15 protein-coding genes, 2 pseudogenes and 1 riboswitch are annotated in these 16,537 nt (G+C 30.6%); of the genes and pseudogenes, 6 read left to right on the forward strand and 11 right to left on the reverse strand.

Annotation, left to right across the window (positions count from 1 at the left end; translation table 11 throughout):
• Positions 1-164: 164 nt before the first annotated feature.
• Entirely contained in the window at positions 165-1,046 is an 882-nt protein-coding gene (locus tag MY490_RS13810) for a 5'-3' exonuclease (protein ID WP_248266244.1), read from the forward strand.
• A gap of 330 nt (positions 1,047-1,376) precedes the next feature.
• Positions 1,377-1,718: a hypothetical protein gene (locus MY490_RS13815; protein WP_248266245.1), complete on the forward strand. Its 342-nt coding sequence runs from the start codon at positions 1,377-1,379 to the stop codon at positions 1,716-1,718.
• 35 nt (positions 1,719-1,753) lie between these two features.
• Here MY490_RS13815 and MY490_RS13820 read toward each other — a convergent pair.
• Positions 1,754-2,073: pseudogene (locus tag MY490_RS13820) on the reverse strand (IS1595 family transposase); the annotation flags it as partial.
• 611 nt (positions 2,074-2,684) lie between these two features.
• On the opposite strand from MY490_RS13820, the gene MY490_RS13825 reads away from it, so the two are divergent.
• The gene (locus tag MY490_RS13825) at positions 2,685-3,500 is read left to right on the forward strand and encodes an LCP family protein (RefSeq protein WP_248266246.1); all 816 of its coding nucleotides are present in this window, start codon (positions 2,685-2,687) and stop codon (positions 3,498-3,500) included.
• 282 nt (positions 3,501-3,782) lie between these two features.
• Here the strand turns inward: MY490_RS13825 and MY490_RS13830 are convergent, their stop codons facing one another.
• Positions 3,783-4,331, reverse strand: a complete 549-nt coding sequence (locus MY490_RS13830; protein WP_248266247.1) for a histidine phosphatase family protein — start codon at positions 4,329-4,331, stop codon at positions 3,783-3,785.
• Between the two features lie 272 nt (positions 4,332-4,603).
• On the opposite strand from MY490_RS13830, the gene MY490_RS13835 reads away from it, so the two are divergent.
• Entirely contained in the window at positions 4,604-5,416 is an 813-nt protein-coding gene (locus MY490_RS13835) for a MerR family transcriptional regulator (protein ID WP_248266248.1), read from the forward strand.
• An 88-nt stretch (positions 5,417-5,504) separates the two neighbouring features.
• Positions 5,505-6,188, forward strand: coding sequence for a DUF554 domain-containing protein (locus tag MY490_RS13840; RefSeq protein ID WP_248266249.1), 684 nt, complete (start codon positions 5,505-5,507; stop codon positions 6,186-6,188).
• Between the two features lie 130 nt (positions 6,189-6,318).
• Here the strand turns inward: MY490_RS13840 and MY490_RS13845 are convergent, their stop codons facing one another.
• The 5 genes and pseudogenes from MY490_RS13845 to MY490_RS13860 form a co-directional block, all read right to left on the reverse strand.
• Positions 6,319-6,741: a VOC family protein gene (locus MY490_RS13845; RefSeq protein ID WP_248266250.1), complete on the reverse strand. Its 423-nt coding sequence runs from the start codon at positions 6,739-6,741 to the stop codon at positions 6,319-6,321.
• A gap of 132 nt (positions 6,742-6,873) precedes the next feature.
• On the reverse strand, positions 6,874-7,344 hold the full coding sequence (locus MY490_RS13850; RefSeq protein WP_248266251.1) for a hypothetical protein: 471 nt from the start codon (positions 7,342-7,344) through the stop codon (positions 6,874-6,876).
• Positions 7,345-7,469: 125 nt separating this feature from the next.
• Positions 7,470-7,997 carry a cysteine hydrolase family protein gene (locus MY490_RS13855; RefSeq protein ID WP_248266252.1) on the reverse strand — a complete coding sequence of 176 codons (528 nt, stop codon included), beginning with the start codon at positions 7,995-7,997 and terminating at the stop codon, positions 7,470-7,472.
• A gap of 255 nt (positions 7,998-8,252) precedes the next feature.
• Positions 8,253-8,327: pseudogene (locus MY490_RS22350) on the reverse strand (class I SAM-dependent methyltransferase); the annotation flags it as partial.
• Positions 8,328-8,490: 163 nt separating this feature from the next.
• Positions 8,491-9,945 (reverse strand): NAD(P)/FAD-dependent oxidoreductase, encoded by a 1,455-nt coding sequence (locus tag MY490_RS13860; RefSeq protein ID WP_248266253.1) that lies wholly within the window; start codon positions 9,943-9,945, stop codon positions 8,491-8,493.
• 385 nt (positions 9,946-10,330) lie between these two features.
• On the opposite strand from MY490_RS13860, the gene MY490_RS13865 reads away from it, so the two are divergent.
• On the forward strand, positions 10,331-10,753 hold the full coding sequence (locus MY490_RS13865; RefSeq protein WP_248266254.1) for a hypothetical protein: 423 nt from the start codon (positions 10,331-10,333) through the stop codon (positions 10,751-10,753).
• A 140-nt stretch (positions 10,754-10,893) separates the two neighbouring features.
• Here MY490_RS13865 and MY490_RS13870 read toward each other — a convergent pair whose 3' ends face one another.
• The 4 genes from MY490_RS13870 to MY490_RS13885 all read right to left on the reverse strand — a co-directional run bounded on the left by MY490_RS13870 (position 10,894) and on the right by MY490_RS13885 (position 16,443).
• Positions 10,894-12,078 carry a trans-sulfuration enzyme family protein gene (locus tag MY490_RS13870; protein ID WP_248266255.1) on the reverse strand — a complete coding sequence of 395 codons (1,185 nt, stop codon included), beginning with the start codon at positions 12,076-12,078 and terminating at the stop codon, positions 10,894-10,896.
• Positions 12,079-12,083: 5 nt separating this feature from the next.
• Positions 12,084-13,253 carry a trans-sulfuration enzyme family protein gene (locus MY490_RS13875; RefSeq protein ID WP_248266256.1) on the reverse strand — a complete coding sequence of 390 codons (1,170 nt, stop codon included), beginning with the start codon at positions 13,251-13,253 and terminating at the stop codon, positions 12,084-12,086.
• A gap of 81 nt (positions 13,254-13,334) precedes the next feature.
• Positions 13,335-13,438: riboswitch (SAM riboswitch) on the reverse strand.
• Positions 13,439-13,517: 79 nt separating this feature from the next.
• On the reverse strand, positions 13,518-15,791 hold the full coding sequence (locus tag MY490_RS13880; RefSeq protein ID WP_248266257.1) for an ATP-dependent DNA helicase: 2,274 nt from the start codon (positions 15,789-15,791) through the stop codon (positions 13,518-13,520).
• Positions 15,792-15,915: 124 nt separating this feature from the next.
• The gene (locus tag MY490_RS13885) at positions 15,916-16,443 is read right to left on the reverse strand and encodes a YcxB family protein (protein ID WP_248266258.1); all 528 of its coding nucleotides are present in this window, start codon (positions 16,441-16,443) and stop codon (positions 15,916-15,918) included.
• Positions 16,444-16,537: the final 94 nt, after the last annotated feature.

Below are 16,537 nucleotides of genomic sequence, written 5' to 3' on the forward strand. Positions count from 1 at the left end.
TTCAATATTCTAATGAAAGTTTTATGTCATTATACATAAATGAAATAAAATGGGCTTAATATTCGTACTTTCATTCTAATTGGCAGTAATACACTAGTTATCATTTTTAGTCGGATATGCTATCATTTTCATATTAAATAAATAGATATTAGGTGATTTATAAAATGGAAAATCAATCTTTATTATTAATTGATGGCTTTAACTTATTAAGTAGAGGCTATTTTGCAACTTCTTATGGGAGAAGTGATGAACAACTTTCTAAGACGAAAGATGGCGTTTATATAAATGCATTAAGAGTATTTATTCCAAAGCTTTTTAACTTAATTAAAGAACACGACATTACTCATCTTGCAATTACTTGGGATGTTAAACGTGAAGAAACTGATCGTCGAAATAAATATGATTTTTATAAAGCAACTCGTGGAGAATTACCTACACCACTTATCGAACAATATTTCACTTTAAAAACAGCATTAGAAGAGATCGGTATTGCTCAACTAGAAATGGCACCATATGAAGCAGATGATTTAATAGGTACCCTATCTAATAATTGGTCTAATTCTGTTAAAAATAAATGCTATATTTATAGTAATGATCGAGACTTACTACAATTAATAAACGAGCATACATCTCAAATCATTGCTCAAAAAACTGGTGAAATTGTTTACTCCCTTGAGCATTTCAGTAATGATTATGGAATCCATCCCAAACAATGGGTTGATGTAAAGGCATTATTAGGTGATTCTAGTGATAATATACCTGGTTGCCCTGGAGTAGGAGAAAAATCGGCTATTCCATTAATTCAACTTTATAACTCCGTTGAAGAATTGTACGAAAATATGGAAAATCTTGATTCTAAATTTAATCGCTACAAAAAGAAACTAGAGGCTGGTAAGGACTCTACTTTTATTAGTAAAGAGCTTTCTGCCATTACAATTGATATACCTCATTTTGCTCAATATACTTTTGAGGATTTAAAAATTAGTATTAATGAAGAAAAATTGTCACTTAAGCTTGAGGAATTAGAAATTCGTGTTAAGCGATAAAAGTCGGTAATTATGATGGATGGGAAACTCTTGTTATCAAAGAATAAACATTAACTTCAAAAAATAAAATATGCCTTAAAAATTATAGATAAAAGAACACTACATTTTTCAATAACTAAGGTAGTGTTCTTTTTAATTGGCTCTTTTCGGAAAGTTTGTGGCTTTTAAAATTAATAGGAATTTTTGTAGAACGATTATCATAAAGATTGTTCGACTAAGTGTTAGTTGCATAAGCAATATATGAATGGGGAAAATTTATTTCAAATGTTTTTTAAACACGATAAAAATTCAATTTTTTTACTAACTTGAAGAAAAGGAAGGAGCAAAGGGATGGAAAAAAAGATTGCTAAAATTTGTGCGATAATTTCAACAATTATTTTTATCGCAAATGTTTTTTATATAAAAATATACATAATCTCTATATTTGCTTTTTTATTACTTACTGTACCAGCTATAATTTATAGAACAAAAATTATTATTAGTAAGAGGTATATATCGCTTAAAGAACTTATAAAAGGAGAAAAAGGTGATTTCCTTATTATAATTGCAATAATATTATTTGGGTTTCAGGTAGTATTTGAGAGTCCTACTTTTACACCAAGTCCACTAATTGGAATACTTGCTTCTTATGGTGTAATTGTTAAAAATAAGCAACAAAAAAAAGCACGATAAACTTTGGATGACCAGTTCTCTAATGATATCCTATTTCGTAAATACTTAACTGTAATGTCATTAAGATTTTGACAGGAACCTAACATCATACCCTTTACTCTCTCCTTAGTACTAACTTCTTATTTTGTTGTAAGAATTTGAACCAGTATAGGTAGTTGTCGACATATTTAGTGGCTACTCCTTGAAATCTATCCATCCAATCTCCAAGACGTTTATGAAAGCTATTGACATGCTGAACATGATCTATGCCTTTTTTCACATCCCCTTCTTTACTGACATTAATTGTTTCGTGTTTTAGACCTTTATCCAAAGCAAACTTTTTATAATTCGTAGCATTGTCAGTGCATAACAAAGCTATGATAAGCTAATCTCTTTAATTGCCCCTATTGCCGCATTAATTTGGATAAAAAAAATAATTCATTTTGCCTTGAAATACTAAATATCCTGAATTACTCATAATCATTTCTCCAGATTTAGGCATACTAATAGTTCAAATAGATTTACTAAGAATATCAATAGATAGCAATTTGACCTGTTAGTGTAATTAGAAGTAAAGTCGTTTTAATATACATTTCCTCAAAGGTTTTCTGGATTTTAAAAAAGTAAGTTTAGATTTTAAACAAAATTGCTCAAATTCCAGTTGAAATTGTTCTTTTTGGTTTATTCATTAAAAAAATTTAACAAAATCTGTATTGTAGAATAACGGCATAAATGTTTAAATTATACTAGTCATTTTTATCTTAAATATTCTTATTCAAATTAAAGGCAATACAAAAATCTCAAAAGGAGCCCGCCATTACTAAGCAAATGAAAGAAAAGCATAAAAAAATCAGAAAAACAAAAAGAATGTCTCTTAAAATATTGCTTGTGATTGTTCTAATTCTTATAGTATTCATAGGATATAAGGGAATAAAAACATACTATAAATTACAGAATGCTACTCAGGGTGAAGCTATTCACTCAAGTATGCGAAAACAAGAAATAAAAGATACTCAACCGTTTTCCATTTTATTTCTTGGAATTGAAAACTACGCAACAAAGGGTGAAGGTGGTAGAACTGATACCATCATTTTAGCAACTGTTAATCCCAAAGATAAAACAATACAAAAAATGAGCATTCCTCGTGATACATACGTGGAAATTCCAGATCAAAAAAGAAAATCTAAAATTAATGGTGCATATAATAGTGGTCTTCAATCAACTGTAAATACAGTAGAAAACTTTTTACATGTCCCAATCGACTATTATGTTACTGTAGACTTTGGTGGTTTTAAAAATATTGTAGATGAGATTGGTGGAATTGATGTTAATGTTCCATTTGATTTTTGGCAATATACTGATACTAAACCACGTTATAAGGTTTACTTCAAAAAAGGAAATCAACATCTAAATGGTACAGAAGCTTTAGCCTATGCTCGAATGAGAAAGCGCGATCCACGTGGTGATTTTGGACGCGAAGAACGTCAACAACAAGCTATGCTGGCAATTATCGATAAATTAAAGTCTCCCGAAACATTATTTAAAATAGATAAATATGCAAGTGTATTCAGTAAAAATGTCAAAACCAATATGAGCTTGTCTGAAGGTTTATACTTATTTAATGACATGAAAGGAGCAAATTCTAAAAACATCACTACATTAAAATTGGACGGAAAAGACGATTATATCAACAAGATTTACTATTATATGCCTAATCAAACTAGCGTAAATAATATATCAAGTAGTTTGAGAAACCATCTTGAGCTTGATAAATTACCAGCTAATTCAATTGAATCAAAATAATTGCATGTATCATTAATTTTTAATAAAAGAGGTAAATGAGTAAGCATACTCATTTATCTCTTTTCTTTTTTAAATCGATTTAGATTTCAATACATTTAACTTTTAGAGGCATAACTCTGAATGCTAAATCAATTAGTTTTTTTTGGAAACCCTTCAAGCATACCTTAGTTCTATAAGGAAATGTTTTGTAGAATACCTTAATTGTTTAGGTATTTTATTACTTTATTGAGAGAATCAATAATTTGTTTGCTTAGGCGAATTATACTTTTGTTATCGATTTTGTTATTCAACTTGCCACAAACGCTCAAAATCAAACTCGTTATTCTTATACTTCAAAAGATAAAGATCAGGATTACGTAAACTTTTCCAATTCTCAAAACCAAATTCTATGTTAAACTGTTTTAAAATTAAAGACATCAAATTCCCATGAGTGACAACGATTGTAATTTGATTTTCACTTTTGATGATCTCATCTATTACGCTCATTGCACGATTAGTAGCTTCTTGACTTGATTCACCACCATCAAATTTCAATTCTAGATCTTCAAATGTGGCTTCTAATTTTTCAAGCCAGTCAGGTAAATCAATCGAGCTTAGTTTCCGTTCAGACAGTCGCTCATCGAGAACAATGTCTATTTTCTTTTCATTACTTGTCGGTTCGATTGATTGAATTGCTCGTAAAAAAGGGCTTGATATAATTTGGTCAATTTTAATTTTTGAGAAAAATTCACTCAAATGCTTAGCCTGTGTTAAACCTCGCTTTGTTAGATTTGCTTCAAATGGCTGACCTTCTGCTTCACAGTGTCTAACTAAATAAATCTCTTTTTCCATTTTATCTGCTCCTACTTTTCATTAATTGATTGAATATACAAGTTTTCTTTCTATTTTTTTATATTATCATTAACTATTCTAATTTTGATAATTGAAGTCTCTGATTTTCATATTGGTCTTTATTAATTGATGACGTTCTGAATTGAATGTATTATTTAAATTACAACAATCATTCGAAGGTAATTATATTTATCAAAAGAGGTTATTTAATTAATGAATTTTTGAATATAAGGGATTTCATTTTCATAGCAAAATAGAGGGGTTTTTACGTAATGAAAGAGTATTTTACAATTGGTGAAGTATCAAAATTATTCCAAGTCAAAATTGGGACTCTTAGGTATTATGATCAGATTGGTCTTTTACGTCCGGAATTTATCGATAAAAAGACCAACTACAGATATTATTCAACACAGCAGTTTGAAAGGTTGAATTCAATAAAATATTTGAGGGCTTTAGATTTACCAATAAACGAAATTATAGATTTTTTTAATTATCGGGAGATTGATGCTCTTGTTGAAATGTTAAAAAAACAAAAAGATGAAGTTGCCCAAAAAAAGAAAGAATTGGAGATTATTGAAACTAAAATATCACGCCGCTTATTGCAAATTGAAGATGCTGTTAGTACACCTTTAGATAAAATATCGCAAATAAAACTTCCTGGAATGCATGTAGCATATTTACGTCATGATTACGTTATAGGCGATGACATTGAATTACCTATTACAGAATTAAGGAACAGTTTTGGAATTAATGAAGAAATTTTTTTAGGGAAAATAGGAATCTCAATTTCAGCTTCTAATTTGAATAATAGTGTTTTTGATAAATATTCTAGTATTTTCATGATACTAGAAGATGGTGATCACATTCCTGCAAACTCGATTCTTATTCCATCTAGAGATTATTTAAGAGTTCGATTTAAAGGTACTCACATTGATGCAGTTGGTTATTATAAAAAATTGTTGAACTATATGAAAAAACATAATTTTGAACTGTTAGACGATTCGTTTGAAATTACGCTTATTGATTATGGCTTTACCAACGATGAAGAAAAGCATGTCACGGAAATTTTATTACCTTACAAGTAAACATAATGATAAAAATCCACTTGACCCTCTAGTTACTAGAGGGTTTATTTTTTATTAATATACTATTAATAAAAGGAGAAATGGAATGATGTTTGGCACGATTTTTAACACAATGATGATTATAGTCGGGAGTTTGATTGGAAGCATCTTTAAAAAAGGGATAAAAGAAGAATATCATGAAATTCTTATGCAGGCGATGGGATTAGTAGCTTTGGTATTAGGGATAAACTCACTAGTACAACATTTGCCTTCCAGCAAATATCCAGTACTTTTTATTGTAAGTTTAGCCATTGGTGGATTAATTGGGCAAAAACTCAAGTTGGAATCAAGATTTAATAGTTTAGTTAATAAATATTCTAAAGGTAATTTGGCTGAAGGGTTATCAACTGCTATTTTATTATTTTGTATTGGAACATTATCGATTTTAGGACCAGTAGAAGCAGCGTTAAAAGGGGATTATACGTATCTCCTTGCAAATGGTACGTTGGATGGTATTACTTCGATTGTTTTAGCATCCACTTTTGGGATCGGAATCGTTTTTGCTGGCATCGCTTTATTTACATGGCAGGGTTCCATCTATTTAATTGCAGTACTAATGAAGAATTCCTTAAACAATGATCTTCTAAATGAAGTGACGATCGTCGGAGGTATATTAATTATAGCTTCAGGCTTAAGTATATTGGGGATTAAGAAATGTAATACTTTAAATCTTCTACCATCATTAATGATTCCTCCTATTGTATTTTTATTTATGCATTTATTCCATTTATAATGTTTGTGTAATGAATAAAAAAGCTTGGGAACCTCGCCAAAATGGAGGTTCCTCTAATTACTTTAGTATTCATCTAAATAAACGTTAACTGGAATTACTCAAAAAAATTTTAATAATCAAGTAAAAACTTTTATTTTATTCTTTTTGCAAGTGGATGATTGTCAATGTATTGTATTAAGTCCCATAAATTTCCGTATAAATCCTTAAATACCGCAACCGTACCATAATCTTCTACTTTTGGTTCTCTTACAAACTCAATTCCTTTTGAAATCATTTCGTCATAATCTCTCCAAAAATCATCCGTTCCTAAAAATAGAAAAACTCTTCCACCAGCTTGATTGCCAATGAATGGCTCTTGTTCTTGTTTCGATGCCTTAGCAAGTAGAATAGTCGTTCCAGAAGAACCAGGTGGACTTACAACTACCCATCTCTTATCTTGTTCAGGCTGATATGTATCTTCAATTAAATTAAAATGTAGTTTCTTAGTATAAAACTCGATAGCCTCATCATAATCTTTTACGACTAATGCAATATGAACGATTGACTGGATCATTGTCTTTTTCTCCTAACATGTTTTCTATTAAAAGTACTACTTGTTGATTTATATTTCAATCTAATAATATTCCCTTTATTAATTACTCATCTAATTTAGCATAATAAAAAGACTGCCGAAACAGCCTTCGTATTACTCATTTAATTTTGAAGCAAAAATTGGAATGATTATGATTGTAATAAAGATTAATGCCAAAACGATTAATGAGTTTTTCCATCTAAAATCATTTTCTCCATCATTTTTATGTTGATTTATGAATTCATCATATATTTTTGATGAAACAAATTTTCCTGGATCTAGTATTTCTCCAGTTTTTTCATCCAGTAAATACGTATCATAATTCGCTGTTTTAAAGAAACGATCTCTTACAGTGTCGTATTTTGCAGCAATAGCCACTACATTTTCGTTTGTGTTATTCTCTTTATTTGTTAAACTAAATTCTTTTTGTTCGACAATCACTGTTGATTTCTTTAGATAATAATTAACTTCCTTACGATTATTCTTATCTATTTGATCTAAATAGCGCGATGTTGCATTTGAGGTTGAGACATTAGATAAAAATAACAAAAAGAAACAGAAGATGCAAAATGCAACTCTTTTCATTTATATCCCCCCACTTCTATCCAAATCTACTAAATTATATTCACTAGATTTTTAAATAGTCCTAGAGAGTATTTCTCACCTACTCATTAATCTGGAGTAGCTAATTTTTTGCTAAAGCTCCCGCGTTATTTTACCTCTATTCTGAAATCATCTTCTATAACATTTAAAAATCGATGATTCCATATTTTTTCATAAAAATCAATTGTCTCTTTTGCAGACATGAATGGATTATTTAATGTAGACGTCGCTCCGTTTACCATGAAGTTTTCGTAACCTAATCCATGTGCAAATTTAATTGTAGCATCCATACAGTATTCAGTTTGGGCGCCGCAAAATTCTATTTTATGTACTGCTAATTGATCTAAAAGATTTTTTAAGTTTGTTTTGAAAAAAGAATTTGCATGTATTTTCTTAATAAAATAATCTTGTTCTTGAACATCTAGATTAGCATGAATAGCCCAAAGTTCTTCTCCAGGTACTAATTCTTCATCACAATGTTGAACAAAAATAATTGGCTTACTTAATTCTCTATATAATGATATTCTTTTATTAACTTTACTGATTAAATTTTGTAATTCAAATAAATGCTCACCGCTGTAACATACACCATTTTGCAAATCGATCACAATTAAAACATCTGCACAAGTATCCATTTTATCTACCTCATTTCTATTTGTATTGTGATATGTATATAATTCACTTAACGTTGAATTATATATAAATTAAACAAATTCAACTATTTGTTTTATTAAGATTTACATACTCTTTTAACAAATGGAATTTATTAATAGGAAACTCATCATTTCCCCATAATTCTTTGTACCCATCTGTTCCATGTTTTTCAAAAGTTTTTCTAATGAAATTGACAACTGTTTTACAAAAACCAACTATAATACATACTTCCTTCAATAATCAAGAGTTTGTACAGACGTAGGAAAAGCCTTTGCGAGTTTAATAATCAACGAACCGCTGCCAGTACCAATAACTAAAAGTGTACCGTTCCATCACACTTCACTTTTGACACGATTACAAAAAAATCTCGTTAATTATTTATTAAGCCAAAAGGTAAAAAATTGCTTATTGAATTGTCTAACAAATCAAACCTCTAATGCTATAACAATGCACTAGAGGTTTATTAATTAAGTATTAAACAGTAACTAATTCTTTTTCTTTATTACCGATTTTTTTAACGATATCACGAGCAATCCAGACGCCACATGCGCTTGCTTGAGCTAAACCACGAGTAACCCCTGCTCCATCTCCACCTAGATATAAACCAGAGATTTCACTTTCAAAGTGTTCATTAAGCTTTGGTCGAGCTGAATAGAATTTTGCTTCTACCCCATAGAAAAGTGTATGTTCCGCAGCGATACCTGGAGTCACATGGTTTAAAGCTTCTACCATTTCAATTAAACTTTTCATTGTGTTATATGGTAAAACTAATCCTAAGTCACCTGGTACTGCTTCTTTTAAAGTTGGTTCTAAAAAGCCTTCTTTAATACGTTTTTCAGTCGAACGGCGACCTTTTAAAATATCTCCGTATTTTTGTACGATTACTCCACCATGTGAAAGCATGTTTGCAAGGCGTGAAACCTCATGTGCATATTCATTTGGTTTGTCAAATGGTTCTGCGAATTGATGCGATACTAATAAGGCAAAGTTTGTATTTGGACTTCCTAATTTAGGGTCTTTATAAGCATGTCCATTAGCAGTCATAATTCCTGAATGATTTTCAACTACTACATGTCCAGACGGATTACTACAGAATGTTCTGACTTTTGTACCCACGCTAGTATTAAATACAAATTTTCCTTCGTATAAGTGCTTGTTGATCTCTTCCATTACTACGTTTGAAGTTTCAACACGAACGCCAATATCAACTTGATTCGTTGACATTTTTAATCGACGTTTTTTCATAACATCAGTTAACCATTTTGAGCCATCACGACCAGGTACAATTACAACTTTCTCAGCATGTAATTCTTCACCTTTTTTTAATTTAATTCCCTTTATGATATGAGTACCTTCAACCTTTTCAGTAATTAAGTCCTCTACTTCAGTTTTATACTTCATATCGATTTTCGTTTTTAAATACTCATAAATGCTTTTTAGAATTTCTAAATTTTGTTCTGTTCCTAAATGACGAACTTGTGCACGTAATAATTTAAGTCCTGCTGCGTAACCACGGCGTTCAATATCTCTAACTTCTTCTGTTAAAGGATCCGTAATTGATTCAGTGGCACCATGTTCTAGATTAATTCCATCAACGTATTTAATTAATTCAACTACTTGTGAATCAGATAAGTAATCTGTCATCCATCCACCAAATTCACTTGTAATATTAAATTTTCCATCTGAATATGCTCCAGCACCACCAAAACCATTTGTTATTGAACAAGCTGGTAAGCAACCTGAAAATTCTTTTTTACCTGCAGCAGGCGGACATTTTTCAATTTTCTTTTGTAAAATTGGACAATGTCTTGCGAATATATCATGTCCTTTATCAACAAGTAGTACTTTCGCATTCGGCATTTTTAAAGTTAATTCATAACAAGTAAAGATTCCAGCAGGTCCTGCTCCAACAACGATAACATCATACATCTATATATACCTCCAAATAAGGTTTAATTTATTTCATTTGATCAACCTAAAATAGAATACCATCAATATGAATGCGTTTCAAGTAAAAACACGAACATTTTTTGTGTTTTTTTCAAAAATTATTCGTTTATACATAAAGTGAAACCTTTTCATTAGAAATTACTATCTGTCAATTAGCTTTTTTATCCAATATTAGACAATTCAAACTTGAAAATTAATTAATTTTCAATCAGACTATTTATAATTTAACAATTAGTGGATTTCATGCTAATTTAACTAAAAGTTAATGATTGAAATACGAAAATATCTTATTAGATAGAATCACATTCCTACCAAGTTGAATAGTTATATAAATAACAGATTTTTTATATTGGAGATGGAAAATATGCTTGAAGAAAATTTAAAGGAAAAGGATGGTAAAGATCATTATCAAAAAACTAATTTAGAAGATGAGGAATTACAATCGAGTCTTGAGAAAAAAATTGTTGCTGTAACATGGGTTAAAGCAGTTGCACAATTATATGAAACGATAACATTATCAAAATTATACACGATTGACAAAGACCCAATCTTTCAAGGGAAAAGAGATATCTTATCGGGAATGTGGATTGGTACAGCAGGTCAATTTTCCGTAGCTTTTCACGTTTCGAAGCAATTGTTCACTTCAGATAAAAAAGATTTACTTGAGTTACAAAGAAAAATCGTACTTTCTGATTCAATTCAATTAGTAGGGAACGCTTTGGCGCTTATTGGTGCGTCTGAGGTAATTCAAGAGGAAATTGGTGACGGGGAAATATTCCTTGCATAAACATGAATTTATACTAGTTTTGTACGCATTATCAAAAACGCTAATTTAAAAAATATAAAATAAATAAATCCCACAGCAATTCAAATGTGGGATTTTTCATTAGTTTATATTTTGTTCTGTTTATACAGTGATTCTCCATTCTAATTATTCGTTTTCCCTATTCCTTGCACTTCCTGTTTTTCTCTTACTCCTACATTTAGTGCTTTTTGGAAGCTTGCAATCAAGTCTTCAATATCTTCTAAACCAACGGACACTCTTATTAATGTATCTTTAACGCCTAATCTTTCACGAACCTCGAGAGGTATTGCAGCATGTGACATCTTTACAGGATAAGATACAATTGTTTCAACTCCGCCTAGTGAAACTGCAACTGCAACGTTTTCGACTGATTGCAGGAAACTTGTCGTTTGTTCAATTGTTTTTAGTGTGAATGAAAGGACTGCTCCTCCTCCAGTAGCTTGCTCAAAATGTACATCGTGACCAGGATGATCTTTTAGTCCTGGGTAATATACATCTTCAACTTCTTCTTGTTCTAGGAGCCAATTTGCTAATTTTGATGCAGTTTGTTCATAGGCATCCATACGAACTTTTAACGTCTTTAATCCTCTTAATGTTAACCAACAGTCTTGTGGACCTAAAATTGCTCCGAATGAATTTTGAATCGTGTATAAATCATTTGCAAGTTCTTCCGAATTTACGACTGCTAATCCTCCGATTACATCGCTATGGCCTGCAATAAATTTTGTTGCACTATGAACGACAATATCAGCTCCTAAATCTAATGGTCTTTGTAAATAAGGTGATAAAAAACTATTATCTACAATGACAAGTATGTCATTTTCTTTTGCTATTTTAATTGCACTACTTAAATCAGTAATTTTCAAAAGAGGGTTAGACGGTGTTTCTAAATAAAGTCCTTTTGTATTAGACTTTATCCCGGCTTTAATCTCTTGTAATTTAGAAGCATCTACGAATGTAAAATCGATTCCGAAACGATTTAATACTTTTGTCGCTATTCTAAATGTTCCTCCATACACATCTTCACAAATGACTATATGATCTCCAGCTGAGAACAAAGATAATACAGATGAGATTGCAGCCATGCCTGATGAAAACGCAAAGCCGCGCACACCATTTTCTAATTTTGCAATTGTATTTTCTAGCGCTTCTCTTGTTGGATTTCCACTTCTTGCATAGTCGTATTTACTAAAATTCTCTATATCAAATTGATGAAATGTTGAAGTCTGATAAATAGGTATACTTAACGCTCCTGTTGCCTGATCTATTTCGTTGCCATTATGAATTAATTTCGTTCCAAATTGCATACTCATCACCCCAATGCATTTTCTAAGTCATTTAATAAATCATCAATATGTTCAATACCAACAGATAATCGAAGTGTATGGTCATCTAGACCAAGCTTTCTTTTAAATTCTTCTGGCATTTCTGAATGAGTTTGCGTATGAGGATACGTAATTAATGATTCAACTCCACCTAAGCTTTCTGCGAATGTAATGACTTTAACGCTACCTAAGACCTGTTCAACCAAACTTAAATCTTTCACTTTAAATGAAATCATCGCACCAAATCCAGTTGCTTGTTCTTTAATAATTGAATACCCTTTATGTGTTGGTAACCCTACATAATATACATCAGTAACATTTGGATGATTTTCTAAAAACTTCGCAAGTACAATTGCATTTTTTTGACTGTATTCCATGCGTAAATGTAATGTTTTAATTCCTCTTAAAATTAACCAAGAGTCAAAAGGAGCTAATGTTGCACCTGTTGATTTTTGATAATAACGAATTCGTTCATTCGTATATTCTGAATTAGTCACGACAAAACCAGCAAGTGTATCATTATGTCCACCTAAATACTTTGTTCCACTATGAACAACAACATCTGCCCCTAATTCAATTGGTCTAAAGAAATAAGGTGTTAAAAATGTATTATCCACAATCACAATAATATCTCGTTCTTTTGCAATCTCTACTACTCTTTTTAAATCAGTTACTTTCATCATTGGATTTGATGGTGTTTCAATAAAAATTCCTTTTGTGTTCGGTTTAAGTGCATCAAGAATATTTTCAATTTCTGTAGTATCCACAAAATTATGCTCAAGTCCATATGGTGAATAAATTTCTTCGAATAAACGATATGTACCACCGTATAAATCATCTGAAACAATTAGGTGGTCACCTTTTTTAAATAAGCTTAATACTGCAGTAACGGCTGCATTTCCTGTTGAGAATGCAACACCATAATTTGCACTTTCTAATTTTGCAACAGTATTTTCGACTTCTTCTCGAGTTGGATTTTGTAATCTTGCATAATCATACCCCGTCGATTGATGAAGTCCTGCATGCTTAAATGTAGCAGATTGATAAATTGGATAACTGATCGCACCTGTTAATGGATCATAGCCTTTACTTCCATGTACAGCTACTGTTTCAATCGATGTTTTATTCGTGTTTAAAGCCTCTTTTGTGTTAGTCATTATAAATCCCCCATTTTAGTCAAATAAAAAACCACTTCCTAAAAAATAAGAAGTGGTTATGTCCGCAAAATATACATATCGCTCTTATCTTCCAGGTTTTTCACCTGCAGGATTTAGCACTTTCTAGTTTTCACTAGAGTTGCCGGGTTTCGTCGGGCCAGTCCCTCCACCGCTCTTGATAAGATTATTAAATTATATTGATAAGTATATTAAAAACTCTGATAATTATCAATCATTTTTTTTCATCAGTTAATTATTAACTTTTCATTTCCATGCTTCAGGTAATAAACTTTGATAAAGTGTGCTCTTATATCGATCATCAATTAGTAATAAAGTCCCTTCATCTGATTCAGATCGAATAACTCTCCCACCCGCTTGCATTACTTTATTCATACCTGGAAAGACATATGCATAATAATACCCATTTTTTCCTACCGACTGAAAATGCTCCTTTAAAATATTTCTTTCTAAACAAATCTGCGGCAATCCTACACCAACTATTACGACACCATTTAATCGATCACCCTTTAAATCGATCCCTTCAGAGAATATACCACCTAATACAGCAAAGCCAACTAACGTTTCCTCATTGAGACTATCAAATTGTACAAGGAACTCTTCTCGCTCAATTTCAGTCATACCATTTTCTTGAATAATTGTTTTTATGTTAGGGTATTTCTCTTTAAATAAATCAACACTTTGAATTAAATATTGATAAGACGGATAAAAAACTAAATAATTACCTTTTCTTTTCGTAATTTCTTTATACACCGAATCAATTAATCTTTCTAAATTTCTTTCACGATCTTGATATCGTGTTGATAGAGGGTCAATTGTTACTTCCAGTTGCTCCCTATGAAAAGGAGAATCGATTGAAATTGTATAATCACGACTTTGATCACCAAGCATATCTTGAAAATATTGTATTGGCGTTAAAGTAGCTGAAAAATAGATTGTAGAGCGAAATCTTTTTATTACGTCATTCACTACTTTAGATGGATCAAGGCAAAATAACTTTAAATGAACTTCACTTTTATAAAATTCATAGTAGCATACGTAATTTTCATCAAAAAATTCTGTAATTTTGACGAAGTTAAGTGACTCAAAATAAGTATCAAGTAAAAGTTCTTTATTTTCGTCCTCGTCCATTTCCTGTAATTTTATTTCAACAATTTCATTAAATGTATGTAGAAGTTCCAATAAATCCTCATCAATTTCTTTTGAAACTGGGGTTACAACGTCCTTCCATTTCTTTCTTAATTCAATCAATCGCTTATTTATTTCATTTATTATGGCATAAAGTTCATCTTTTACATTTTTATATCTATTTTTCAACTCTAAAAATTTAGATTTGAATAGACTTGCAGAATACATTTCTCTTGCCCGATCAACAAGATTATGAGCTTCATCAATTAATAAAACTGAACTTCGTTTATGTTCATCAAATAATCGTTTCAACGATACTCTTGGATCGAAAATATAATTCACATCACAAATAATAGCATCTGAAGAATTTAATAAATCTAATGAGTATTCAAAAGGACAAACTGTATGTTTTCGTGCATATACTTCTATTTTCTCTCTGGTTAGCGCTTTTTCCGATGAAAGTATATCAAGGACAGCATCATTTATCCGGTCATAATAACCATTGGCATATTCACAATAATCCTTTTGACACATCGTCTCTTCCTTAAAACAGATTTTATCTTTTGCTGTAATCGTCGTACACTTTATACAAAGTCCTTGATCTGTCATGCGTTTAAACGCTTCTTCGGCAACAGTCCTAGTAATCGTCTTAGAAGTTAAGTAAAACATCCGATTTATACTATTTTCACCTATACTTTTAACAGTTGGAAAAATAGTTGATACCGTTTTTCCTATTCCAGTTGGTGCAACAGCAAATAAATTATTACCTTCTTGAATCGTTTGATAGACTGCACCAGCTAATTTTCTTTGTCCTTTTCTAAAAGAAGGAAAGGGAAAATTTAATTCTTTTATTGTCTCATTCCTTAACACAATATGATCATATTTCCATTTTGCAAATGGATAATAAATTTCTAGCATTTTGTATAAGTAATTTGTTAATTCATCCTTTGTAAACAAAAGATCGAAGCTTATTTTTTGTTCAGTTAAAATGTTAATATATGTAAGTCTAAGTATAATCTTTTCAAGCTTTAATTCTTCGCAAATAAAATATCCATACACTTTTGCTTGAGCCCAATGAACAGGATATGAATTCTCATTAATTTCATTTAAATCCTTCATTGTTGATTTAATTTCTTCTATTATATATTGATCATCCTTAAGTAATAATCCATCACAACGGCCTTCTATCTGAAACACCAATTGATCCAATGTTATGGTGCCGGATATAGGTCGTTCTTTTACATCCAATTCACCATATTCTCTTTGGATTTTTTGGTGTGCCTTTGTTCCCTCAATTAATGAAACCGAACTTTTATATGTTATATTGATACTTCCCGCTGTATGAGCATACTCAACTAGCGTTCGAACTGAAACCTTTATACAATTCTCCAAGTGAGTACCCTCCTTTTTTACATTTTATCATAATTCCTCTTTCTTGATTAAAAATGAAAAGTAACAATAAAAAAGTCCAAGTTAAAATAACTTGAACTTTTAGAGATCAGAATACACTATTCAACTAGCAATATAAAACTTGAATATTATATTTCCTGTAAAATTGTAATAATTTCTCAATATCATCTTTTATTGCTTCTAGTGGTATTACAATGGCTTGCATACTTGAAAAGTAAATATAAAAGTAATTCTTCGTTCCCTTTATTTCAACTATATCATCCCATTTTATTTCATGAACACTTGATTGTGTAATTTCTTTGATCCCATTCTCATCTACCTTTAGAGAATGTTCTCCGAATAGTGATTGATCGTTCTTTTCAGTTAAATGCTTAATCATTTTGTTTTTTGATGAACGGTAGAAATACTTTGGAAAATAAATGAACCAAAGAATGGCTGCTAACGAAAAGGCAAGTAAATAACCGAGAAGTGGTTGTTTGAATAGAAAAGAAATTAAAAATGGTAATACTAAATAAATTAAACTCACAGCAATTCGTTGATTAATTAATGACTTTTGAACAGTTTTTGAATGTTTTAGGTGATGTAAATTAAATTCAATATAATCATCCAAATTAATTTCATAATTAAGCTTCATACTTGACCTCCATTTTCGCAAAAATCTTTTAACCACTATTATTTTAACATTTAAAAAAAGCAGAAAATAAAGATATTTCACCTACTTATGTTAA

The organism is Gottfriedia acidiceleris (assembly GCF_023115465.1).
Taxonomy (GTDB): Bacteria; Bacillota; Bacilli; order Bacillales; family Bacillaceae_G; genus Gottfriedia; species Gottfriedia acidiceleris_B.